The sequence below is a fragment of the Aliirhizobium smilacinae genome (assembly GCF_006335145.1).
GTDB classification, from domain to species: Bacteria; Pseudomonadota; Alphaproteobacteria; order Rhizobiales; family Rhizobiaceae; genus Neorhizobium; species Neorhizobium smilacinae.
The window spans coordinates 72,284-94,418 of record NZ_VDMN01000003.1 but is presented as its reverse complement, the minus strand read 5'-3'; the positions used below and the strand labels follow the sequence as shown (position 1 = coordinate 94,418).

At 58.5% G+C, this 22,135-nt stretch carries 22 protein-coding genes; 10 read left to right on the top strand and 12 right to left on the bottom strand.

Going from position 1 to position 22,135, the window contains the following annotated elements; all coding sequences use genetic code 11:
• Positions 1–2 precede the first annotated feature (2 nt).
• Together FHP24_RS15165 and FHP24_RS15160 are read right to left on the bottom strand one after the other, a co-directional pair.
• On the bottom strand, positions 3–1,256 hold the full coding sequence (locus FHP24_RS15165) for a sarcosine oxidase subunit beta family protein (RefSeq protein WP_139677076.1): 1,254 nt from the start codon (positions 1,254–1,256) through the stop codon (positions 3–5).
• A 160-nt stretch (positions 1,257–1,416) separates the two neighbouring features.
• Complete coding sequence (locus FHP24_RS15160; protein WP_139677075.1) at positions 1,417–2,391, bottom strand: zinc-binding dehydrogenase; 975 nt, start codon at positions 2,389–2,391, stop codon at positions 1,417–1,419.
• Between the two features lie 292 nt (positions 2,392–2,683).
• On the opposite strand from FHP24_RS15160, the gene rpsU reads away from it, so the two are divergent.
• A complete protein-coding gene (gene rpsU, locus FHP24_RS15155; RefSeq protein ID WP_139677074.1) occupies positions 2,684–2,917 on the top strand; it encodes a 30S ribosomal protein S21 in 234 nt (77 codons plus the stop codon).
• Between the two features lie 213 nt (positions 2,918–3,130).
• On the top strand, positions 3,131–3,931 hold the full coding sequence (locus tag FHP24_RS15150; RefSeq protein WP_246091804.1) for a tetratricopeptide repeat protein: 801 nt from the start codon (positions 3,131–3,133) through the stop codon (positions 3,929–3,931).
• Positions 3,932–4,027: 96 nt separating this feature from the next.
• Here FHP24_RS15150 and FHP24_RS15145 read toward each other — a convergent pair whose 3' ends face one another.
• The 4 genes from FHP24_RS15145 to FHP24_RS15130 all read right to left on the bottom strand — a co-directional run bounded on the left by FHP24_RS15145 (position 4,028) and on the right by FHP24_RS15130 (position 8,900).
• Positions 4,028–5,050 (bottom strand): LLM class flavin-dependent oxidoreductase, encoded by a 1,023-nt coding sequence (locus FHP24_RS15145; RefSeq protein WP_139677072.1) that lies wholly within the window; start codon positions 5,048–5,050, stop codon positions 4,028–4,030.
• A 209-nt stretch (positions 5,051–5,259) separates the two neighbouring features.
• On the bottom strand, positions 5,260–5,484 hold the full coding sequence (locus FHP24_RS15140; RefSeq protein ID WP_139677071.1) for an aa3-type cytochrome c oxidase subunit IV: 225 nt from the start codon (positions 5,482–5,484) through the stop codon (positions 5,260–5,262).
• Between the two features lie 163 nt (positions 5,485–5,647).
• Positions 5,648–6,406 (bottom strand): N-acyl amino acid synthase FeeM domain-containing protein, encoded by a 759-nt coding sequence (locus tag FHP24_RS15135; RefSeq protein ID WP_139677070.1) that lies wholly within the window; start codon positions 6,404–6,406, stop codon positions 5,648–5,650.
• 172 nt (positions 6,407–6,578) lie between these two features.
• Complete coding sequence (locus tag FHP24_RS15130) at positions 6,579–8,900, bottom strand: putative bifunctional diguanylate cyclase/phosphodiesterase (RefSeq protein WP_139677069.1); 2,322 nt, start codon at positions 8,898–8,900, stop codon at positions 6,579–6,581.
• A gap of 298 nt (positions 8,901–9,198) precedes the next feature.
• Between FHP24_RS15130 and FHP24_RS15125 the strand changes: the two genes are divergently transcribed.
• Together FHP24_RS15125 and FHP24_RS15120 are read left to right on the top strand one after the other, a co-directional pair.
• A complete protein-coding gene (locus FHP24_RS15125) occupies positions 9,199–9,738 on the top strand; it encodes a TRAP transporter small permease subunit (RefSeq protein ID WP_139677068.1) in 540 nt (179 codons plus the stop codon).
• A gap of 21 nt (positions 9,739–9,759) precedes the next feature.
• Entirely contained in the window at positions 9,760–11,244 is a 1,485-nt protein-coding gene (locus tag FHP24_RS15120) for a TRAP transporter large permease (protein WP_139677067.1), read from the top strand.
• Between the two features lie 66 nt (positions 11,245–11,310).
• Here FHP24_RS15120 and FHP24_RS15115 read toward each other — a convergent pair whose 3' ends face one another.
• Positions 11,311–12,417, bottom strand: coding sequence for a TRAP transporter substrate-binding protein (locus FHP24_RS15115; RefSeq protein WP_139677066.1), 1,107 nt, complete (start codon positions 12,415–12,417; stop codon positions 11,311–11,313).
• A 249-nt stretch (positions 12,418–12,666) separates the two neighbouring features.
• On the bottom strand, positions 12,667–12,816 hold the full coding sequence (locus FHP24_RS28745) for a hypothetical protein (protein ID WP_180356015.1): 150 nt from the start codon (positions 12,814–12,816) through the stop codon (positions 12,667–12,669).
• Between the two features lie 276 nt (positions 12,817–13,092).
• On the opposite strand from FHP24_RS28745, the gene FHP24_RS15110 reads away from it, so the two are divergent.
• A complete protein-coding gene (locus tag FHP24_RS15110; protein ID WP_139677581.1) occupies positions 13,093–13,869 on the top strand; it encodes a gamma-glutamyl-gamma-aminobutyrate hydrolase family protein in 777 nt (258 codons plus the stop codon).
• A 5-nt stretch (positions 13,870–13,874) separates the two neighbouring features.
• Here FHP24_RS15110 and FHP24_RS15105 read toward each other — a convergent pair whose 3' ends face one another.
• Complete coding sequence (locus tag FHP24_RS15105; protein WP_139677065.1) at positions 13,875–14,912, bottom strand: LacI family DNA-binding transcriptional regulator; 1,038 nt, start codon at positions 14,910–14,912, stop codon at positions 13,875–13,877.
• A 126-nt stretch (positions 14,913–15,038) separates the two neighbouring features.
• The gene (locus tag FHP24_RS15100; RefSeq protein WP_139677064.1) at positions 15,039–15,533 is read right to left on the bottom strand and encodes a MarR family winged helix-turn-helix transcriptional regulator; all 495 of its coding nucleotides are present in this window, start codon (positions 15,531–15,533) and stop codon (positions 15,039–15,041) included.
• An 82-nt stretch (positions 15,534–15,615) separates the two neighbouring features.
• Here FHP24_RS15100 and FHP24_RS15095 point away from each other — a divergent pair, with 82 nt between their 5' ends.
• From FHP24_RS15095 to FHP24_RS15075, 5 genes are all read left to right on the top strand, one after another.
• Positions 15,616–16,407, top strand: a complete 792-nt coding sequence (locus FHP24_RS15095) for a creatininase family protein (RefSeq protein ID WP_139677063.1) — start codon at positions 15,616–15,618, stop codon at positions 16,405–16,407.
• A 48-nt stretch (positions 16,408–16,455) separates the two neighbouring features.
• Positions 16,456–16,701 (top strand): type II toxin-antitoxin system VapB family antitoxin, encoded by a 246-nt coding sequence (locus FHP24_RS29225; RefSeq protein WP_139677062.1) that lies wholly within the window; start codon positions 16,456–16,458, stop codon positions 16,699–16,701.
• A gap of 6 nt (positions 16,702–16,707) precedes the next feature.
• Positions 16,708–17,112 (top strand): type II toxin-antitoxin system VapC family toxin, encoded by a 405-nt coding sequence (locus tag FHP24_RS15085; protein WP_139677061.1) that lies wholly within the window; start codon positions 16,708–16,710, stop codon positions 17,110–17,112.
• A gap of 123 nt (positions 17,113–17,235) precedes the next feature.
• Positions 17,236–18,360 carry a CobW family GTP-binding protein gene (locus FHP24_RS15080; RefSeq protein ID WP_139677060.1) on the top strand — a complete coding sequence of 375 codons (1,125 nt, stop codon included), beginning with the start codon at positions 17,236–17,238 and terminating at the stop codon, positions 18,358–18,360.
• A 98-nt stretch (positions 18,361–18,458) separates the two neighbouring features.
• Positions 18,459–19,445, top strand: coding sequence for a WD40 repeat domain-containing protein (locus tag FHP24_RS15075; RefSeq protein ID WP_139677059.1), 987 nt, complete (start codon positions 18,459–18,461; stop codon positions 19,443–19,445).
• A gap of 270 nt (positions 19,446–19,715) precedes the next feature.
• Here the strand turns inward: FHP24_RS15075 and FHP24_RS15070 are convergent, their stop codons facing one another.
• Both FHP24_RS15070 and FHP24_RS15065 read right to left on the bottom strand, forming a co-directional pair.
• Positions 19,716–20,987, bottom strand: a complete 1,272-nt coding sequence (locus FHP24_RS15070; protein WP_139677058.1) for a GGDEF domain-containing protein — start codon at positions 20,985–20,987, stop codon at positions 19,716–19,718.
• Positions 20,988–21,069: 82 nt separating this feature from the next.
• The gene (locus FHP24_RS15065) at positions 21,070–22,089 is read right to left on the bottom strand and encodes a serine hydrolase domain-containing protein (RefSeq protein WP_139677057.1); all 1,020 of its coding nucleotides are present in this window, start codon (positions 22,087–22,089) and stop codon (positions 21,070–21,072) included.
• Positions 22,090–22,135: the final 46 nt, after the last annotated feature.

Below are 22,135 nucleotides of genomic sequence, written 5' to 3'. Positions count from 1 at the left end.
TCTCAATGCGCAACGGCGGCAGCGGCCGCTTCGTCGATCAGGCGGCCGGTGCGGAACCGGTCGAGCGTCAGGCCGGAGGCCAGCTTGTGCGGCTCGCCCTTGGCGATGAGATGCGCAAACAGGTTGGCCGAACCCGGCGTCGCCTTGAACCCGCCCGTGCCCCAGCCGCAATTGAGGAACAGGCCGGGCACCGGCGTGATCCCCTGGATCGGCGACCGATCCGGCGTGTTGTCGGTAATGCCACCCCACTGGCGCATCATCTTGACGCGACGGAAGATCGGGAAAAGTTCGCAGATCGCATCCAGCGTGTGGGTGATGATCTGCAGGCCACCGGTCTGGCTGTAGGAATTATACTGGTCGGTACCGGCGCCGATCACCAGCTCCCCCTTGTCGGACTGCGAGATATAAGCATGCACCGTGTTCGACATGACGACGCAAGGGAAGATCGGCTTCAACGGCTCCGACACCAGCGCCTGCAGCGGGTTGGAATGCAAAGGCACGCGAACGCCCGCCATTTCCATCACCACCGACGAATGTCCGGCGGCAGAAACGCCGACCTTCTTGGCGCCGATAAAGCCCTTCGAGGTTTCGACGCCCTGAACTTCGCCACCCGGTCCGCGACGGATGCCGGTGACTTCGCAATTCTGGATGATGTGAACGCCGCGATCAGCAGCCGCACGGGCAAAACCCCAGGCCACGGCGTCGTGGCGGGCCGTACCACCGCGCCGCTGCAGTGCTGCACCATTGATCGGGTAACGCGCAGTCTTGGAAATATCCAGCACCGGCACGAAGGCCTTCGCCTGTTCCGGCGTCATCCACTCGTTGTCGATGCCGTAAAGCCGGTTGGCATTGATATGCCGCTTGAACACCTGCTGGTCATGGATGTTGTGCGACAGCATCATCACGCCGCGCGGCGAATACATGACGTTGTAGTTGAGATCCTGGCTCAGGCCTTCCCACAGTTTCAGGGAATGCTCATAGATATCCATGCTCTCTTCATAGAGATAGTTGGAGCGGATGATCGTCGTGTTGCGGCCGGTATTGCCGCCGCCGAGCCAGCCCTTTTCGATCACCGCGATATTGGTAATGCCATGTTCCTTGGCAAGGTAATAGGCGGCGCCCAGACCATGGCCGCCGGCGCCGACGATGATGACGTCGTAAGCGCCACGCGGCTCAGGAGACGTCCACTGCGCCTCCCATCCTTTGTGGGCGCGCATTGCCTCGCGGGCTATGGCGAAAACCGAATATTTGCGCATCGCGCCTCTCTTCCTTGGCTTAGCCTCCTGGTCGACAGCCTTTCTGCCGCCGTCTCCATGAGATTTGGTCGTGTCATACCCATCGCAAAACAATATGCGCCGCAATGGCCATATTGCGACGCATCGGAAAATTGTTTCGACACTGCATGATCTATCCGGATCAGCCCTGAACCAGCACCTTGCCCTTGCGACCCGCCTCACCTGCTGCCGCGGCCGCTTTGGCGATATCCGACAGACCGAACACTTCGGACACGCTCAGCTGAACCTCTCCACTCGCGACAGCCTGTACGATCTCGCCGATCAGGTTCGTTAACTCTTCGCGCGGCAGCGTCGGAGCGATCTTTGCAAGCCAGAAACCTTTCACCACCGCCTGCTTGAACACCATGTCGCTGGCAGATAGCTGCATCGGCTGGCCCGACATCAAGCCGAAGGAGACAAGCAGACCATTTTCGCCGAGGGTCGACAGCAGGTCGCCGGAAGCCGATCCGCCGACGCCATCGACACCGGCTTTGATGGGCGCACCGCCGGTGATCGCCTGCACTGTCTCTTTCCAGCCGTCCTGGGAGGTCGACACGACATCCTCTATGCCGAGATCGGCAAGTTCGCTCACCGCCGCGTCGCGGCGGACCAGATTTACCACCCTGATGCCGCGTTTTCTTGCAAACATGGCAAATGCCTTTCCGACTGCGCCATTGGCCGCATTCTGGATTACCCAATCGCCCTTCCCTGCGCCGATGAAATCGAGAAGCGTCAGAGCGCTGAGCGGCATCGAGATAAGCTGCGCCGCGGCCTCGTCGGAAATCGAAGCCGGCAGCGGCACGGCACCGGCTGCGGAAGCCAGGTAATAATCGGCCCAGCACCCTTGCCCGGATGCGGCAACCCGCTGGCCGGCCTTCAGATGCAGAACCCCCTCACCTACAGCATCGATGGTACCCATCGCCTCCGTTCCGGCGACGGCGGGAAGAGCAGGCTTGATCCCGTATTGGCCACTGACTGTCAGCAGATCATGGTTATGGATAGCCGCCATGCCCATCCTGATACGAACCTGACCGGGACCGGGCTCCGGCAGAGGCCGCTCTTCTACGGCAAGGACATCGGCCGGATTTCCATAACGTGAGTAGATGGCGCTGCGCATGAAGAACTCCCAATAAAAAGTTTCATTATCATCGGGACTGCCGGCCTTGCAGTCGGCGTTCCGCGGTGACCGTTTCAATAGTATCGATATAGTCGTTCCAACCCGCGCGAAAACCTGTTTCAACGTCACAACCATTTTTCGCACCAACAACCGTGGTGCATATGGACTTCGCAGGACTCATCTGCTATCTGCCTTCACCAACCGCACGGCCTGACGCCGGGCATCAGCATTATTTCGCCTTCAAATCAGACGATGACCGGGCGAACAACAAACCAAAGGAACGGGATTTAACGTGCAGGTACTTGTCCGCGACAATAACGTTGATCAGGCTCTCCGCGCTCTCAAGAAGAAGCTGCAGCGCGAAGGTGTTTTCCGCGAAATGAAAATGCGCGATTACTACGAAAAGCCTTCGGAAAAGCGTGCACGCGAAAAGGCTGAAGCCGTTCGTCGCGTTCGCAAGCTGGCTCGCAAGCGCATGCAGCGCGAAGGCCTGCTGCCGGCAACGCCGCGCCCTGCCGCTCGTTAATCGGCCGTCTTTTAGACGCTTTTCTGTGTTTATGGAGCGGGGGCGACTTAGGCGCCGCCGCTTTTTTCATTGCACCGGGTCGATTTCGACTCATACTGCCGAGACAAGGACCTGCGCCTGATGGCCGCCAAGACTTCCGTTGCTACCGATGGAATCGAATTTTCCAGCCTGCCGCTCATAAGCAAGCATCGCTCTCGGGCTTTGATCACAGGCATGTTTATCGGCATGGCGAGTTTGGCGGGATGCGCGACGGGACCGACCACAACCGACGTCATTCGCGTCGACCGTGCGCAAGGCTCGCAGGAAAATATCGCGTCGCTGTCGTCCGTCATTCAGTCGAACCCATCCGACCCGGAAGGTTATAACAGCCGCGGCTCTGCTTATGGTCGCGCTGGCGAATTCAAGCGCGCAGTGGACGATTTCAATCGTGCCATTCAGCTCAACCCGCAATTTTATCAGGCTTACGCCAACCGCGCGCTCGTTTACCGCAACATGGGCAAGCCGGTCGATGCCGCCAACGACTATAATCGCGCGCTGCAGATCAACCCGAGCTATGACGTCGCCTATATTGGCCGCGGCAATATCTATCGCCAGGCCGGGCGCAACGACGAAGCCTTCAACGACTTCAACAAGGCGATCCAGCTCGATACGACCGACGGCCGCGCCTATCACAACCGGGGCCTGATCTATCAGGTCCGCGGCCAGCACGCCCAGGCGATCGAGGACTTCTCCAAGGCCATCTCCCTGTCGACGAACTCGCCGGAGCCGTATAACGGTCGCGGCATTTCCTACGTGGCCCTGAACGACGACGACAACGCCTTTGCAGACTTCAACCGCGCGATCGAGCTGAACGACAAGATCGCCGAATCCTGGGCGAACCAGGCGCTGGTTTATGAGCGCCGCGGCGATCGCGTCCGCGCCAACAAATCCTATTCGCACGCTGTTCGGCTTGATCCGAACTACAAGCCCGCCGTTGATGGCGCGGCACGTACGCGTGGTGGCGGCGGCGCCTGACAGGCCCCCGTCTGCAGCATCTTCGGTATTGAAATTGACAGTGCCGCCCGAAACCTTCGGGCGGCATTGTCGTTTCGGAACTTGATTTGATCGGCCTTAGCGCCAGCCGAGAGCCGGGGCAACATGCTTCAGGATCGCCTCGATCACATGGGCATTGTATTCGACGCCCAGCTGGTTCGGCACGGTGAGAAGCAGCGTATCCGCTTCGGCGATCGCCTCGTCCTTCCGCAGCTCCTCGATCAGCGCATCCGGCTCAGCGGCATAGGAACGGCCGAAGATGGCCCGCGTCTTTTCGTCGATGAAGCCGATCGAATCGTCCTCCTTGCCGCCGCGGCCGAAATAGGCACGGTCGCGATCGTCAACCAGCGCAAAGATGCTGCGGCTGACAGAGACTCGCGGCTCGCGGGCGTGCCCTGCTTCTTTCCACGCCTCGCGATAGGCACGGATCTGCTTGGCCTGCTGGATGTGGAAGGCCTCGCCGGTCTCATCATCCTTCAGTGTCGAGCTCTGCAGGTTCATGCCCTTCTGGGCTGCCCAGATGGCGGTCGCATTCGAGCCGGCACCCCACCAGATGCGGTCCCGCAATCCTTCGGAATGGGGCTCGAGCCGAAGCATGCCGGGCGGGTTCGGGAACATCGGCCGCGGATTGGGCTTGGCAAACCCCTCCCCCTTCAGCACGTCGAGAAAGACCTCGGCATGCTGACGACCCATATCGGCATCGCTCTTGCCATCTTCCGGCTCATAACCGAAATACCGCCAGCCATCGATGACCTGCTCCGGCGAACCACGGCTGATACCGAGCTGCAACCGTCCTTCTGAAATGAGGTCGGCAGAGCCCGCGTCTTCCGCCATATAAAGCGGATTTTCGTAGCGCATGTCGATGACGCCCGTGCCGATCTCGATTTTGCTGGTCTTGGCCCCTACTGCCGCAAGCAGCGGGAAAGGAGAGGCAAGCTGGCGGGCGAAATGGTGAACGCGGAAATAGGCACCATCGGCACCGAGTTCTTCCGCGGCAACGGCAAGGTCGATGGACTGCAGCAGCGTATCACCGGCCGAGCGGGTCTGTGATTGCGGCGATGGCGTCCAATGGCCGAAAGAGAGAAATCCGATCTTTTTCATGGGGCACTCCGGCGTAAGCATGTGAAAATGATGTTGATGCTTACATGGCATGCCGAGGCCGCTTCCGTTAGTCCGGGACTATCGGATTCGCCGAGACGGATTGTTCGCTTATGCTGAACGATAAAAAGGTATAGTCTTCCAAAACGGTCGCAACGTCCGGCAAGCAGGCACGATCCGTTTTTCACCGAGGCAGGAGTTTCTGTCTGCTGCTAGCGCAGCAGGAAAACGCCGGCGATGTTGAGGATGACGAACAGGACAAGGCCCCCAAGCAGTCCGAGCCCGCCGAAAAAACCGCCAGCCATGGCGATAAGCAGCACGACGATGCTCATCGTGCCCCACTTGGCTGCCGCCAGAAAAAACTCGTAGGTCCGCTCATGCGCCACATGATCCATCGGCGCACCAGTTTCAACCGGTCCATTATGATGATCGTCCATCAAGCCTCTCCCTGATCTCCACGCATTGAACCATCGATGACCTGAAGGCTCAAATCTCCCCGCGACCCGTCCTGGAAGCCGGGCAATATCAGGAATACACAAACAACCGCAGAGCGCAATGGTTTCGCCACACCAGTCCGTCAGCCTGCATGCAAAGGCGAAATCAGCGGAGGAATGCCATTTCCGGTGAGTTCGGGCGGCTGGCGAAGCGTGCGGTCGGCAGGACGGTCAGCGGCGGCGACAGCATCGTCGGCTGCTCGCCGAACATCAGGCGCCGCTCATAGGCCTCCGACTGGAAAAGCGGGAACCGCCGCATCAACTGAGGGCGCACCTCGCGAACCCGGGAGGCGAGCAATGTCAGTTCAAACCCGTATATCGGCGCGATGGTCGGCGGCACGAGCGTATCGGCCAGGAAGATGCGCTTGTAGAAGGCCGCATGCGGCGGCCTTATGTGCTGAAGCACCCGATCGGTGTCGAAGTGGATGGCCGCCATGATCGACGGCCTGAGCGTGATGTAGGGAATGGTCGGCAATTCGCCGACGATGTCCGGGTCGACGGCGAAGCGGGCCGGATCGATGAAGGTAAGGCCGGAATCAAGCAGCTCGTTCACGGCGTCAGGAAACACGCCAACGGACTGGCATGTCCGGTGCTCCGAGGTCACGTGATGCACCCGAACCGTCGAGATCAGCTCTTCGTAATAGTAGATACCAAAGACGTAGGCATGCGGGACGAAATCGATTTCGTCCAGCAGATGGCTCGCTCCGACCGGTAGCACGTTCTGGGCCTTGTAGGCCTTGTAACGCAACCGGGCCACATCCTCGAAATCCTCGTGTCCTTCAATGCGCCGATACTCGATATGATCGAGTGCAGAAAGCAGTTTTTCTGAAAACGACTTGTCTGAAAAACTCTGAACCACTGACATCTGGGCTACCTATCGCTATTAACGATTGATTAACCCTGAAACGGGGCGTGATCGCAATGATGAAGATCATGATTAACAGTCTTTTAAAACTTATGGTTAACAATAGGTTACCCGTAACGTTTCAGAACATCCTACATTAGGGAATGAATTTTGGTGATAAAATGAGGGACGCTCAGCCCGTCGTGCCGAAAGCGCGCGGTTCTACGCCTTTGTCCCGACGATTCTGTCTGCCAGCGAGCCGGCGGCCAGAGGTCGTTTTCTGACTGAGTTCTGCAATCGCATTCGCAGGGATCGGCGGGGAGAAGATATAACCTTGGACGAGATCGGCGAACTTATGCTTCTTGACCAGTTCGAGCTGTTCGAAGGTCTCCACGCCTTCGATGACGATTTTCAGGTCAAGTTCACGCGAGAGATGCACGATACCGCTGAGGAGCTTGAGGCGACGAGGCTCGGTGCCGATGTCGCGCACGAAGGCGCGATCGATCTTGACGATGTCGATCGGCAGCGAATCGAGATAGCTGAGGCTTGAGAAGCCCGTGCCGAAATCGTCGATGGCGATCGTCACGCCACTCGCACGCAGCCTTCCAAGCGTGGCGCTGACGACCACCGGCTCGTCCATGAAGCAGCTTTCCGTAACTTCCAGATGCAGACGCGTCGGGTCGAGCTTGTACCGCTCCAGAATATCCGCGACCAGCGCCACGATCTTGCCGCCGCGAAGGTCGTGAATGGACAGGTTGACCGAGACGGACATCTCGTTTTGCCAGGACACGCAATCGGCGCAGGCTCGGTCGAGCACGAACCTGGTGATTTCCGAGATCAGCCCCATGCTTTCCGCCATCGGAATGAAAATGTTCGGCCCGATGAAGCCGCGTTCGGGATGCGACCAACGCACCAGCGCCTCGCAGCATTCCATTTCCGAACCGTCTGGACGATACATCGGCTGGTAGACGACCGTCAGGTCGCCCTGCTCTATCGCCGTGCGCAAATCCGCCTTCAGCCGCTGCTCCGCCACATAGCGCGCATCCATTTCCGGGCGGAACATGGTCAGCGTTCCATTGCCCACCGACTTCGCGTCGTTGAGAGCCAGATCCGCCTTGATCTGCCAGGCTTCCATATCGAAGTCGTGGCCTTCGAGGATGACGCCTCCGCCATTGACGAAGACAGTCAGGTCGAGCCTGTCGACCCGATAGCTTCCCTGAATTTCAGCCTGAATGGCGTTGATGCGAGCCTCAAGAGCACTGCGATCCCGGCCCGTTGCAAAAATCACGAACTCGTCGCCGACCAGTCGGCCGACGATGATCTCGTCGCCCGCTTCATGCACAAGCCGGTCGGCTATCGCCGCAAGCAGTCGATCACCAACGACGTGACCCTGCATGTCGTTGACATGCTTGAAGCCATCTACGTCGAAAATCACAAAGGCCGCGAAAAGGTCGGCTTCCGTTTCTCTAAGATATCGCGTCGCAAGTTCGGCAAAATAACCACGCGTCGGCAGCCCGGTCAGCGTATCATAGCGCACCAGATGCAGGATCTTTTCCTCAGCAGCCACGCGAGCGCTGACATCTTCGAACAACATGACAACGCCACCGTCTGTGCGGTGGCTGAGCGAGAATTCCAGGTAGACGGTTTCCTTTAAACATAAGAGCGTCTTACCCGCTTGCCCCGCCGAGAGCTGCCCGATCTTCCTTAAGAGATCATCCGAAAGCGACTTTCCGCTTCGCCTCAGTACGGTAATGAATGCCGCACCTTTCAACTCGTCGGCATCCGGCAATTCGAGAAGCTCGCAGGCGCGACGATTGATCACCTGCACGCGGCCATCGGCATCGAGCATGATCAGAGCATGGGTCATCGTACTGAGAGCGATATCGAGCTGGTCCGCAATCCGTGTCATTTCCCGCGAGGCGAGCACGTTTTCGTACAGGAATTCCCGCACGCCCTTCGCCATGGATTGCGTCGTCAATCCGAACGGGATCAGGAAAAGCGAGATGAGCGCGAGATAGAGCTCCCCCGTCAGCAGGCAGGCGAGAACCAGGGGGAGGCAGCATCCGATCGTCTGGAGTGCGACCGCACGTGCCGAACCGTAGTTACGGCCGACGATTGAGACCATCGACGCCATCGTCACGGCGATGCACATGAACGCGGCCAGCATGTCCCTGAGTACGAGAACCGCATAGGCACTGCCTATGCCAAGCACGAAAGCCGTAATGGCCGCACCATGCACATAGCGCGATTCCCAACCCTCGATCTCACTCTTGGAAAGCTGGCTGTGGTCGATCATGTCGAACTGGCGGAACCAGTAGATGCGATAGGCAAATACGGTAACGAACACCGCAATCATGAGAATGTAGAATTCCGCCCCGGTCGTGGCATAGATGATCGCGCAGGACAGGATATGGACAACCATCCCAGTCCACAGCGTTCCACGATTTTTGAACAGCGATTGGACGAACGGCAGATACAACTCTGTCGGGAGCGTCTTCGCTTCCAAATCCTTCATCGGGTCTCATTCCCTTGGCTTTCGAGCGACAGTGAAGAAAACCCTTTAAGAATTGATTGTTGCTCGGGTTAACCCCTTTGACGGTAGGGGGGAATATTCGAACGTGTTCAACAAAGCGTAAAGGAAAATGTCCGCTTTCGAGACACCGAAAGGCAGTTTCGATATTCGACAAAAGCCCGGAATTTCAAGGCCGAAGGCATTTCAAGCCATTCATTTCCGCTTTTCTTTCCTTAGACCTTCGTTTACATCGCCATCGCAGGACAGGCGGGATAAAAGGACCTGTTGGGAGCGGGAAAGAATGAGAATTTTGCTAAGGTTTAGCGGTCTGGTCGACCGCTTGAGCGAGGTGCTGGGAAAATTTGCCGGTTATCTCGTGCTTGCATGCTGTTTGATAAGCGCAGGCAACGCCTTCATACGCTATCTGTTCAACTATAGCTCGAACGGCTGGCTCGAGATTCAGTGGTATCTCTTTGCCTTCATCGTGCTGATCGGCGCCTCCCATACGCTGCGCCTCAACGAGCATGTTCGCGTCGATCTTATCTACGGCTCGGTTTCAGATCGCGCACGGTTGTGGATCGACACGCTGGGCCTGATCGTTTTTCTGATCCCCGCCTGCCTCTATCTCGCATGGCTTTCCTGGCCGTTTTTCTCCCTCTCTTTCCAGCAGGGCGAGATTTCCTCCAATGCCGGCGGCCTCATCCGCTGGCCGGTCAAATTCGTCATCGTCGGAGGCTTCATCCTGCTCGCGCTGCAGGGTTTCTCTGAACTGATCAAGCGGATAGCGGGGCTGACGGGAACCCTGCAGGTCGATACGACCTACGAAAAGCCGCTTCAATAAATCATCGGGGGGATTAGAGCCATGTTCGCATTCGGCATAATGCCGCCAGCCATGTTCCTGGGCATGATCATCTTCATGCTCTACGGTTTTCCGGTCGCCTTCTCGCTGTCGGCAGTCGGCCTGTTTTTCGGCCTGCTCGGCATCGCCACCGGCCATTTCGAATTCGCCTTCATGCAGGCCCTACCGCTGCGCATTTTCGGCATCGTTTCCAACGACCTGTTGCTGGCCATTCCATTCTTCACCTTCATGGGTGCAATCCTTGAACGCTGCGGTCTGGCGGAAGATCTGCTCGAGGGCACGGGAAAACTTTTCGGCTCCATTCCGGGCGGTCTGGCCTACGCCGTTATCATCGTCGGCGCCATTCTCGGCGCGATCACCGGCACTGTTGCCGCATCGGTCATCACCATGGGTGTGATCTCCCTGCCGATCATGCTGAAATACGGCTACAATCCGAGGCTCGCGACCGGCGTCATCGCCGCATCCGGCACGATCACCCAGGTCATTCCGCCGTCTCTCGTTCTCATCGTCCTTGCAGACCAGCTCGGCCGTTCGGTCGGCGACATGTATCTCGGCGCGATTGGCCCTTCGATCCTGCAGGTACTGATCTTCCTCGGCTTCATCTTCATCCTCTCGATCGTTCGCCCAAAGGATGTGCCGCCTTTGCCACCAGAGGCGCGCGGCGAACTGAACACCGCGCTCGTCCTGCGTGTCCTCTGGGGCATGGTTCCGTCGATCGTATTGATCTTCCTCGTGCTCGGCACACTGTTCCTCGGCCTTGCCACCCCGACGGAAGCCGGCGCACTCGGCGTCGTCGGCGCCATGGTGCTCGCGGCCCTGCACCGCAGGCTGACATGGGATCTCATTAGACAGGCGATGCACTCGACCATGACGATCACCTCAATGGTGGTCTTCATTCTCGTCGGCGCCACCTGCTTCAGCCTCGTCTTCCAGGGCATGGACGGCGGTCTCTGGATCGAGCACTTGCTGTCTCATATTCCGGGCGGCGCGACCGGCTTCCTGATCTTCGTCAACATCTTCGTTTTCTTCCTGGCCTTCTTCCTCGATTTCTTCGAGATCGCCTTCATCGTCCTGCCGCTTCTGGCTCCTGTCGCGCAGTCGCTCGGCATCGACCTGATCTGGTTCGGCGTCCTGCTCTGCGTCAACATGCAGACCAGCTTCATGCATCCGCCTTTCGGCTTTGCGCTCTTCTATCTGCGCTCGATCGCACCGAAAACCGTGAAGACCAGGGACATCTATCTCGGTGCCATTCCGTGGCTTGGCATGCAGCTCATCCTCGTCGGCATCATTATCTTCTGGCCCGAATCCGTTACCTACTGGCTGGACAAGCCTCCGGAAGTGGATCTGAACACCATCAAGATCGAGGTCCCGGGATTTGGCAGCGGCAACGGGGGCGGTGGAATGCCGAACTTCGGCCTGCCGCCGATGGATGGCGCACCGGCGCAGCCCGCGGCCCCCAACCTGTCCGAACCGCCGAAGTTCAATTGATGAATGACGAAAAGCCCCGGAGCCAAGCTCCGGGGTTTTCGATTTACGGGGTATCTGGCGAAAAGATCAGAGCTTGCCGTTGCGCTGCTGGATCATCATGAACGTGTCGAACGTGTATTCGGACAGCTGCATCCAGAGATACCCTTCCTTCTTGAAGGCCACCTGATCCTCGTAGATTTTTTTGAAGTCTGCGTTGGTCGCGGAGATTTCCTTGTAGACCTCCATCGACGCATTGAAGCAGGCTTCGAGAATTTCCTGGCTGAAAGGCCTGAGCGTCGTCCCTTGGGCGACGATCTGCTTGATCGCCGTCGGGTTCTTCAGATCGTATTTCGCCATCATGTTGGTATTTGCGAAGGCGCAGGCATCGGTCAGCGCCGCCTGATAGGCTTTCGGCAGGCTGTTCCATTTTTCCAGATTGACCAGCGAGTGAATCGCCAGCCCGCCCTCCCAGAAGGCCGGATAATAGTAATATTTCGCGACCTTGAAGAAGCCGAGCTTGTAATCGTCATAGGGGCCGATCCATTCGGCCGCGTCGATCGTGCCCTTTTCAAGCGCCGGATAAATGTCGCCGCCGGCAATCTGCTGCGGCACAGCGCCGAGTTTTTCTAGAACGCGTCCGGCAATGCCGGCGATACGCATCTTCACGCCCTTGAAGTCGTCGACGGTGTTGATTTCCTTGCGGAACCAGCCGCCCATCTGCGCACCGGTATTGCCTGCAAGAAGGCCGTAGACATTATGCTTGGCGAAGAACTCGTTCATCAGCGTATTGCCATTGCCCTGATAGAACCAGGCATTGGTCAGCCGCGCGTTGAGACCGAACGGAATGGCGCTTCCGATTGCAAATGTCGGATCCTTGCCGACGAAGTAATAGGAGCAGGTATGTGCCATCTCCACCGTGCCATTGGTCACGGCATCGAGTGCCTGCAGGCCGGGCACGATTTCGCCGGCAGCAAATGGCTGGATCGTGAAGTTTCCATCCGTGGCGGCGGCCACATGTTTCACCAGATCGTCTGCGCCGCCGTAAATCGTATCGAGCGACTTCGGAAACGATGAGGTCAAGCGCCAGCTTATCTTCGGATTGGACTGTGCGATTGCAGGCGCAGCAAGCGCCCCCGCGGCCAAGGCGCCCGCTCCGGTTACTGCAGTTTTCTTGAAGAATTGACGACGATCCATGAATATCCTCCCGATCATGATCGACTCCCGGCGTATCCTCCAATCCGCCGGATATCGTTGACGAGGTAAACATGTTGGCTTGAGGCTTGCAAGCGAGGCACAACGCAAACGGGTGGCTGAAGTACGGATAACGAATTAGACTTTCGTATGTATTGTCCGAAACTCTAATTATAAATTGTTTTCAGCGGGATATGCTCATTATTTCGGCAGCAGCAGCTTCTTCCGGGTAGCCTATATTTCAGATCGCACTTACCTGCGAGGCAGCTTCTCATTTCCAGCAGATTGGGCCGCATGATTGGTCCGCTGCGCGCGAATGAAGTCACGAGGGATGACATAAGCGCCGACAAGCCACCAGATAATGACAAGGCCAGCGACATAAGGCGAAAGAGCGGCAAACATGGGGGGTCTCCTTTTGGATGGGGTACTTGCAGCTTCACGCCAAAGCGGGTCTGATTTCATGACATAGAGCAAGAAAGGAGAAGAAAATATGAGATCGTGTGGTTATCGATTTTCTAAGGCTCTCAGCCACTCATGTGGCCCGCAGTGATCATGCGGCCAGGACGACTTCACTGTCCTTGATGGCTGGTTTTGCAACGCAATTCCTCTAGCAATTGGCCGCGTTCTCTGTTTTTCTGGCTTTGCCTTCATCAATCTGGAACCACCATGCCCTCTCATTTGCCGAAGTCCGTTGTCGCCGTCCCTGCCGATATCCGCGAAATCGAAGGCGCCATCTGGCACGCCGCGCCGAACCAGTATGTGTCGGCAGCGCTGAAGGTGGCTGACGTCATGTCATTCATCGTGCCGGCATTCGAAACGGGCAACGAGGCGGACGCCATTCTAGACCGTGTCGACGGTGTGCTGATTTCCGGCGCAGTCAGCAACGTTCATCCGTCGCTTTATGGCAGAGAGGCCTCCGAGGAGGACGGGCCGTTCGATCCGGGCCGCGATGCGACTTCCCTCCCGCTCATCCGCCGCGCCATCGATCGCGGCATTCCGCTGCTCGCCATCTGCCGCGGCATACAGGAATTGAACGTTGCGCTTGGCGGAACGCTGGCGAGTGAGATCCAGGAACAACCCGGCATCTGGGACCACCGCTCGCCGGACGTATCGGACCGCGACGGCAAGTTCGCCATACGCCAGCCGGTCATCGTCGAGGAAGGCTCCTGCATCGCTCGTTATCTCGGCACGGCGGGAGAAGTGCAGGTCAACTCGCTGCACCGTCAGGCCATTTCCGAAACGGCACCGCGCCTGCAGGTGGAAGCGCGAGCCGAAGACGGTACCGTCGAAGCCGTCTCGGTCATCGATGCGAAGAACTTTGCCGTCGGCGTGCAATGGCACCCGGAATATTGGGCCGAAACCGATGCACCCTCGCGTGCCCTGTTTGAAGCTTTCGGCGATGCCGTGCGAGCCTATTCAGCCCGCAAGGCAACACTCGAAGGCGCAGCGGCCTAGGCGGGTTACGCCTTGGCGAGATCCCGAAGCGGCTTGTAAGGCGATGTCGACTGACGGATGCGCATTTCCGGTTTGATCAGATGCAGGCCATCCGGCTCGTGACTTCCGGCAAGCCGGTCGAGAAGCGCGCGTGCAGCAAGTCGCCCCACGTCGGCCTGCTGGTTGGAGACGGTCGTCAGCGATGGCGTCGAGATCGACGCCTGCTCCAGATCGTCATAACCGGTCACGGAAATATCCTGGCCCGGGATAAGCCCGGCACGGGCGATGCCGTTCATCAGACCGATCGCCACCAGATCGTTCCAGCAGACGGCGGCCGTTGGCTTCTGCGGCAGGGATAAGAAATTCACCGCCGCCTCGAACCCGCCCTGCATGGTACGCGGGCCGGGAATACGCAGGCTCGGATCAACCTCGATATTGGCCTTGCGCAGGGCATCGACATAACCCTGATAACGGTCGCGGCCGGTAGAGGTCTGGTCCGTACCGCCGATCATCGCAATCACCCGGTGACCAAGCCCGATCAGATGGTTTGTCGCCAGCGAAATACCGTAGCTGTCGTCGCCCCGGTAGGTCGGCAGATCGACGCCATCCATCGTACGCGCCACCAGAATGGCCGGCATGCCGTTCTGCTCCGCAAGCCTGATATCCTCGACCGGCGTGCCGATTGCCGGCGACATGATCACCCCGTCACCGCCGAGCTGCAGCAGCGTCTCGATGAAGGTTCGCTGCTTCTCGACCGAGTCGTAGTGATTGGAAAGAATGAACGTATGCCTGCTGCGGTCGAGCTCGCTTTCGATGGCCTTGAGGATTTCGCCATAAAAAGGGTTCATCACGTCATGCACGACAACGCCGATAATGCCTGAGCGGGAGGTTCTGAGGCTGGCGGCCCGGCGATTGTAGATATAACCGAGAGCCCGTGCCTGCTCCTTGATCTTGTCGCGCGTATCCGAGGCGACAAGCGGACTGTCACGAAGTGCCAGTGAAATTGTTGCAGTCGAAAGCCCCAGACTGTCGGCGATCGTCGAAAGCTTGATCTTCTGCGCCATAACCCCTCCAAGATGCTCTTCTTGAAAGCCGGTTTCTAGCGCCGGCCTTGCGAACTAAATTTTTTAAATAAACAATTTAATTCGCAAGGACAATAGTCTGGTGATGGCAGGCTGAGTGCAGGTCTGTCAGTCTTCGCCGGTTTCCGGCTGGAGATTATGTTCTACCGCCCTGAGTAGTTTCAGCAGTGTGCGGACCTCTTTTTCAGAAAAACCTTTCACCGCCATCGCGCCGCAATCGGCAACGGACTGGCCAATCGATTCGACGCTTCTGAGACCGTTTTCCGTGAGATGCACCTTTGTCAGGCGCCCGTCGTGACCGTCCGCGCGACGCTCCACGAAACCCTGCGCCTCCATACGCCCGATCGTTCGGGTCATGGTCGGCGCCTTCACGCCCAGCCGCAAAGCCAGCTGCCCAGGCGTCTGCCCATCGTCTTCCGAGAGGGCAAGGATAACCCCGTCCTGACCGGCATAAAGGCCGCTGTCGGATATGCTGCGACTAAGGGCCGTCCGCACCGAGCGGGCCGCCTGAGTAATCGCCGGCGCGAGATCAGCCGCCGAGAGTGCAGCAAGATCTTTCTTCTTGCCGGACTTCGATTTCTTCTCGCCCTTTTTCTTGCTCATCGGCCCTGCCCGCTTTGCTTGGTGAAGGTCGTCACTATAATAATGCGCGCTATCCATAACGAAACCCGGAAACCACCGCCAGATGCCGCATCCCAACCCGCGCTTTTGTGACAACGATCAGACACTTGCGTCCACAGAAAGACGCGATTGGATCGCGGTATTGCCGCTCGGCGCCCACGAACAGCATGGTCCGCACCTTCCTTTCGATACGGATACCTTGATTGCAGAGGGTCTTGTCGAGCGACTCATCCCCGATCTTCCATCATCTCTGCCCGTCACATTCCTTCCGGTCGAACCCGTCGGTTACTCCGTCGAGCACATGGACGTCGCTGGAACCCGCACGCTTGCTTTCGATGAGGCCGTCGAACGATGGCTCGGCATTGCTGAAGACATGAACCACCAAGGCATCAAAAAGTTCGTTATGCTGAATGCCCATGGTGGAAATTCGCCGCTGATGACGATCGTTGCCACCGAAGCCCGCATCCGGTTCGGCATGCTGGCAGTCGCCACAAGCTGGACGCGCTTCGGCCAGCCCACGGGCTGGATCGCACCGGAAGACAAAGCGATCGATATTCACGGCGGCGACATCGAAACCTCCGTCATGCTGGCACTCTGGCCCGACAAGGTGGACATGACAAAGGCGGAGACCTTCACCTCCCGGCAGTCCGATTTCACCCGCGACTTCACCCATCTGCGCGCCTACGGCCCGCATGCTTTTGGCTGGAAGATGTCCGACCTCAACGAAAAGGGTGTCGCGGGCGATGCTTCGGCAGCGACTGCGCAGCGTGGCGAGCAGTTGGTGACCCATGCGGTGGAGGGGATCATCGAGTTACTGGAGGACGTGGCTAAGTTCGATGTCGGCATTCTGCGGTAGCGAAAAGCTACACAATGTGAGAGAATTGGCTACACAAGGTGGTTGCCCATGACACTCAATATTCGCAATGAAGAGGCTGATGCTCTCGCACGCGAGTTGGCACAGATAGACGGCACGACGATCACGGAGGCCGTCATCACGGCGCTGAGAGAAACCATAGATCAGCGTGTGCAGCAGGAAACCCCAGGCGAAACGGCAAGCCGCATCCTGACGAAGCGTGGCCTTGCCTTCAAGCAGGGCAGGCAGCCTGTTCCAGCATCCACCTATCACGATTTTGACCACGATCTGGACTGATCTCGGATGTTTGTTGACGCTTGCGCGATTGTTTCCCTGATAGCGGATGAAGAAACAGCCACGGCCTATGAACAGGCCTTGGCAACGGCGAAATCGCCTTTCACCTCGCCACTTGCGTCATGGGAAGCTATTATAGTGCTCTCAAAACCTGATCAACTCGACTGCTCTTACACAGCTGCGATGGGAGCCGTTGTCGAATGGCTCGACGCCCGCGGCATAGAAATTCGTGAAGCCGGATCACCAAGAGAGCTATTGGCTCACGCGATATTGGTGGCGGAAACTCACGGTATCGGCAAACGGCACCTCAGCAATTTCGACTGCTTCCACTACGCATATTCCAAGGTGACGGGCAATCCGATGCTGACGCTGGATCAACTACTGCGCGAGACCGACGCCACCACCTTGCCGTAACGTGATTTTATAACATCGAAACCCTTTGAACTCGTCCGAGCTTGCCCTTATATGGAGCGGACGATTTTCGGCGCCCCATGGAAATGCCATTCGGCGCAAGTCCATAACCTTCGAGGTTTCCCTATGACCGACCAAACCACCGAAGCTCAGGCAGCAAAGCCTATTCCCGTCACCGTGCTGACCGGATATCTCGGCGCTGGCAAGACGACGCTTTTGAACCGCATTCTCTCCGAAAGCCACGGCAAGAAATATGCCGTCATCGTCAACGAATTCGGCGAGATCGGCATCGACAATGACCTCATCGTCGAATCGGACGAAGAGATCTACGAGATGAACAACGGCTGCGTCTGCTGCACGGTGCGCGGCGACCTGATCCGCGTCGTCGAAGGCCTGATGCGCCGCCCGGGCCGTTTCGATGGCATCATCGTCGAAACCACCGGCCTTGCCGACCCGGTCCCGGTCGCCCAGACCTTCTTCATGGATGACGACGTCCGCGCCAAGACGGAACTCGATGCAGTCGTTGCCCTGGTCGATGCCAAGCACCTTCCATTACGCCTGAAGGACAGCCGCGAGGCCGAAGATCAAATCGCCTTCGCCGACGTCGTGCTCATCAACAAGACCGACCTCGTCACGCCGGAAGAACTCGCAGTGGTCGAGGATGTCGTGCGCGCCATCAACCCGACCGCCCGCATCTACAAGACCAGCCGCTCCGGCGTCGACCTTTCCCGCGTGCTCGATCAGGGTGCCTTCAACCTCGAGCGTGCGCTGGAAAACGACCCGCATTTCCTCGATCATGACCATGACGACCATGTCTGCGGCCCTGATTGCGGCCATGATCACCACCATCATGGTCACGAACATCACGACCATGATCATCATCACCATGATCACGACCACCACCACGGTCATCACGATGCCATGTCGCCGATCCACGACATCACGGTGAAGTCGATTTCGTTGCGCGGCGGCGAGATGAACCCGGATCGCTTCTTCCCCTGGGTCCAGAAGATCACCCAGGCGGAAGGTCCGAACATCTTGCGCCTGAAGGGCATCATCGCCTTTGCCGGCGATGAGGAGCGTTATGTCATCCAGGGCGTCCACATGATCGTCGAAGGCGATCATCAGCGTCCCTGGAAGGATGGCGAAAAGCGCGAGAGCCGTCTCGTCTTCATCGGCCGCAATCTCGATTTCGACAAGATCGAAAAGAGCTTCCTCGCCTGCCAGGCGACCGCCAAGACACCGGCCTGACATAGGCTGCAGAATTCAATATAGACAATCGGGCGTCGGGAACGGCGCCCGAAAAACCATATGGATACCGAAACAATGTCTGGAATGATGGCCGCCTGATGCCGACAGTTGCACCGCTTGATCTCGAAGGCCACGTCGTCTCCACGCACTTCCTGGGCGACATCCCTTTCTTCGCCACTGCTGCCGGCACCGTCCACCGCCTCGACGGCGGCGAAAAAGTCACCGAAGCGCATCAGGGGCTTTTGACCTGCATCCGTGATCCGTTCAGCGCCACCCTGCTTTCGGGCGGCGAAGACGGCAAGGTTCTGCGCATCGGCCACGATGGCACCACGACGCTATTGGCCGAAGTGCCGCGCAAGTGGATCAGCGTCATTGCCGGCGGGCCACAGAATGCGGTCGCCTATGCGGTCGGCAAGTCGAGCTTCGTGCGCCAGGGCGACGGTTCGGTCAAGGAATTCGCCGAGGAACGCAGCGTTGAAGGCATCGCCTTTGCTCCCAAGGGCCTGCGCATCGCCGCAGCCCGCTACAACGGCGTGTCGCTGCACTGGGTCGGCACCAACGCGCCGGCCGCAGACCTCGATTGGAAAGGCGCCCATACCGGCGTCACCTTCTCGCCGGACGGCCGTTTCCTCGTCACGATGATGCAGGAAAATGCGCTGCACGGTTGGAAGCTCGACGGCAAGGCCGGTGACAACCGACACATGCGCATGACCGGTTATCCCGCCAAGGTGAAATCCCTGTCATGGTCGGTGAAGGGCAAGTGGCTTGCCTCGTCCGGCGCGCCGGCAGCAATTGTCTGGCCTTTTTCGTCCAAGGATGGCCCGATGGGCAAGGCGCCGATGGAACTCGGCACACGCGCCAACATCATGGTAACCCAGGTCGCCTTCCATCCGGCCGAGGAAGTTTTGGCCATCGGCTTTATCGACGGCATGATCCTCGGCGTCAGGATCGCCGACGAGAAGGAAGCTCTTCTTCGACGCCCGGGCAAGGGTGCGATCACCGGCTTGAGCTGGAGTGCAAGCGGCAAGCTGCTTTCCTTCTCTTCCGAAGCCGGCGATTGCGGCGTGGTCGATATCAGCGCCTGATACCTCGCGGGGAATGAGTGGGGGCTCCATACTTCCCCCACCCACCCCACGGGATAGCGTCGGCTCACGTTATTGACGTGGAACCGCTGTTGCTCCCGGAGAGGAATTCGAAAATCAACCGCGGCTGATTTGCCCGCTTTGGTTGTGAATTCACTCATAGTATTAGCCATTGATAATGCAACTGGATGCCCGCTTCATGATGAACGGGTAACCCTAATATGGCGGCTTTTATTCGATTTTTCGAAGCCTTGGAAAATCGAAATCGCCAATCTATGCACCGCCCACGGAATGCGCGGGCGACACAACGGAATTGATCGCCACGTTGCCCGGATCGGGCTTGGCTGCATCCTTTTCACGAGCCACAGTGATCATGCTGCCGGATAATCGCCCGGTATCGATTTCATAGGCCTCGACCCCGTCGCGGCCACGCCGTTTCACCCGATACAGCGCATGGTCGGCACGCTGCAACAGCGCCTCGAGTGTTTCACCCCCATCGACATCGACTGCCACACCGATACTCAATGTAGGTCTGACAGGCAGCTCCGCATCGAGCTGGTCAAGGACCCGCGCGAAGGCAAGGCGAAGCCGCTCCGCCGTAGCAACGGCCTCCTCTGCATCCTGATGTCGAAGCAGGATAACGAACTCGTCGCCTCCATGACGGGCGACGAGATCATCTGCGTCGGTAATGCTCGTTGCGGTGAAAGCGAATGTCTTCAGCACCTTGTCGCCAAGAGCGTGTCCACCGGTATCGTTGAGCTGTTTGAAATGATCGAGATCGACGAGAAGCAGCGCCATGCGACCCGGCGATGCACTCTGCAGGGCATTCACAAGTCCACCGCGGTTGAGCACACCGGTCAGCGCATCGTGATGCGCTGCTTCCTTTAACTGGTTTGCCGCCCGTTCTGCGGCCATCAGCACGATCAGCATGCCACGCAGCGCCAGAAACGCCATGACCACGAGACCAAGCAGTGCATGCGTCTCGGCTCCACTCTCGAACAACCCGTCGCCACCGAACAGCCCCACCGCACCGGATAGCGCCCGTACCGCGTAAATGAAACCCGTGGTCAGGAACAGCCAGCAGGTAAGCCTTGCCGTATAAAGTCCTTCGTCCCGGGCAAGCCGGCTTGCTTCATAAGCGACGGCAAGATCCAGAAGGCAGCCGACAAGCGATCCGTATATGACCCGCTCACGCGCAGTGCCGCTATCGGGAAATGCGATGAGGATTGGCAATACCAGAAGGACAACCAGTCCAGCGCAACGCAAAAAATCGACCGGCCGGCCGGCAAACAACCGTATGGCGACCGGCATCATCGCACACCCCGCGATCACCAGCACATTCCCCAGTTGAACCGTGATGACATCGGACAGATGGCCACGGAAGCCGATGAAGAGATCGCCAAGGCCCAGCGCGATATTGCTGGCGCTCCACCATGCAAGCCAACGGTCGAACCGCCCCGACATGAAGACGATCGCCTGCAACGCGCCAAGCACAAGGCAGGCCAAGGCCGTCATCATGTAGATGGTCCTGAGATCAAATGTCATCGCCGTCCCCTAACGGCAAAAACATGGCATGGACTTACTTACGAGAGTGTTTGCAGCGCAACAACAATTCTAGCAATACCCGTTACGCCGTGCGCGTAACATTGACGATCTCTGCCAGGAGATCATGCAATTGATCCCGATAACCATTGCGCGCGGATGGGCCGCTTTCGTTGGACGTCATCACTACGGTCATGTCGAGCGATGGCACGACATAGACCATCTGCCCGCCATAACCCCACCCGAATTTGACATCTTCCCCGCCCATGCGACGCATGAACCAGCCATAGCCATAGGCGTCACCCGAAAAACGCGAATTGGTGCGCGGTGCCCATGACTGGTCGATCCAGCTTTTCGAGACGACCTGCCTGCCCTCCCCGGTTTTTCCCCCGTTGCGATAGAGTTCGCCGAAAGCCATCAGCGAGCGGGCGGACATCGCCATCTGGTTTCCGCCCAGATAGATGCCTTGCGGATCACGCTCCCAGGCACCGATCCTGAAACCGTCAACCGGCTCCAGCCAGTCTCGTGCCAGAGCCAGCGTCGACTTGGCCCCGACGCGGGTGAGCACGGCCGATAGAAGATGTGTGGATGCGGTCGAATAGAGCATCTCCCCGCCAGGCTCTCCATCGAAGGGCTCCGAGAGCGCGAAACGCACCCAGTTCGGACTTGCCACCCAGCGCCCGTAATTCGGTCCGGACATTCGCGACAGGCCGGCCTGCATCGAAAGCAGATTGCCCACCGTGATCTCGTGGATTCGCGGATCGGGATTGCGTGGCAGGTCTGCTTTCAGGATCGGCGCAATCTTCTGATCCGGCCCTTCAAGCAGCTTGCGGTCGATGGCAATGCCGACAAGGCAGGAGATGATCGATTTCGATGCCGACTTGATGTTGCTTGATGCCGTAAGCGAGCGTCCGTTGAAGGCTCGCTCGGCCAGCGGCTGCCCGTTCCGATAGACCAGAACCACCTTCAGCGGTTCCAGCCCGGCGGCGCGATCGAGAACAGTTTTCAGCGTTTCGGGCGGTTGCGGCACCGGCTGCTGCGCGAATACGCGGGTCGCGGAAAGCAGAAACGGGGTGGACAGAAGTGCGGAACGGCGTGTGATCATGGACTAGGAGATAGGGCGAAGCGATTGCCGTAATAAGGCAGAAGCT

Coding starts and splice junctions, on each gene's coding strand:
- FHP24_RS15165 (WP_139677076.1), bottom strand. CDS start 1,256: ATGCGCAAATATTCGGTTTTCGCCATAGCCCGCGAGGCAATGCGCGCC.
- FHP24_RS15160 (WP_139677075.1), bottom strand. CDS start 2,391: ATGCGCAGCGCCATCTACTCACGTTATGGAAATCCGGCCGATGTCCTT.
- FHP24_RS15150 (WP_246091804.1), top strand. CDS start 3,131: ATGTTTATCGGCATGGCGAGTTTGGCGGGATGCGCGACGGGACCGACC.
- FHP24_RS15145 (WP_139677072.1), bottom strand. CDS start 5,050: ATGAAAAAGATCGGATTTCTCTCTTTCGGCCATTGGACGCCATCGCCG.
- FHP24_RS15140 (WP_139677071.1), bottom strand. CDS start 5,484: ATGGACGATCATCATAATGGACCGGTTGAAACTGGTGCGCCGATGGAT.
- FHP24_RS15135 (WP_139677070.1), bottom strand. CDS start 6,406: ATGTCAGTGGTTCAGAGTTTTTCAGACAAGTCGTTTTCAGAAAAACTG.
- FHP24_RS15130 (WP_139677069.1), bottom strand. CDS start 8,900: ATGAAGGATTTGGAAGCGAAGACGCTCCCGACAGAGTTGTATCTGCCG.
- FHP24_RS15125 (WP_139677068.1), top strand. CDS start 9,199: ATGAGAATTTTGCTAAGGTTTAGCGGTCTGGTCGACCGCTTGAGCGAG.
- FHP24_RS15120 (WP_139677067.1), top strand. CDS start 9,760: ATGTTCGCATTCGGCATAATGCCGCCAGCCATGTTCCTGGGCATGATC.
- FHP24_RS15115 (WP_139677066.1), bottom strand. CDS start 12,417: ATGGATCGTCGTCAATTCTTCAAGAAAACTGCAGTAACCGGAGCGGGC.
- FHP24_RS28745 (WP_180356015.1), bottom strand. CDS start 12,816: ATGTTTGCCGCTCTTTCGCCTTATGTCGCTGGCCTTGTCATTATCTGG.
- FHP24_RS15105 (WP_139677065.1), bottom strand. CDS start 14,912: ATGGCGCAGAAGATCAAGCTTTCGACGATCGCCGACAGTCTGGGGCTT.
- FHP24_RS15100 (WP_139677064.1), bottom strand. CDS start 15,533: ATGAGCAAGAAAAAGGGCGAGAAGAAATCGAAGTCCGGCAAGAAGAAA.
- FHP24_RS15095 (WP_139677063.1), top strand. CDS start 15,616: ATGCCGCATCCCAACCCGCGCTTTTGTGACAACGATCAGACACTTGCG.
- FHP24_RS29225 (WP_139677062.1), top strand. CDS start 16,456: ATGACACTCAATATTCGCAATGAAGAGGCTGATGCTCTCGCACGCGAG.
- FHP24_RS15085 (WP_139677061.1), top strand. CDS start 16,708: ATGTTTGTTGACGCTTGCGCGATTGTTTCCCTGATAGCGGATGAAGAA.
- FHP24_RS15080 (WP_139677060.1), top strand. CDS start 17,236: ATGACCGACCAAACCACCGAAGCTCAGGCAGCAAAGCCTATTCCCGTC.
- FHP24_RS15075 (WP_139677059.1), top strand. CDS start 18,459: ATGCCGACAGTTGCACCGCTTGATCTCGAAGGCCACGTCGTCTCCACG.
- FHP24_RS15070 (WP_139677058.1), bottom strand. CDS start 20,987: ATGACATTTGATCTCAGGACCATCTACATGATGACGGCCTTGGCCTGC.
- FHP24_RS15065 (WP_139677057.1), bottom strand. CDS start 22,089: ATGATCACACGCCGTTCCGCACTTCTGTCCACCCCGTTTCTGCTTTCC.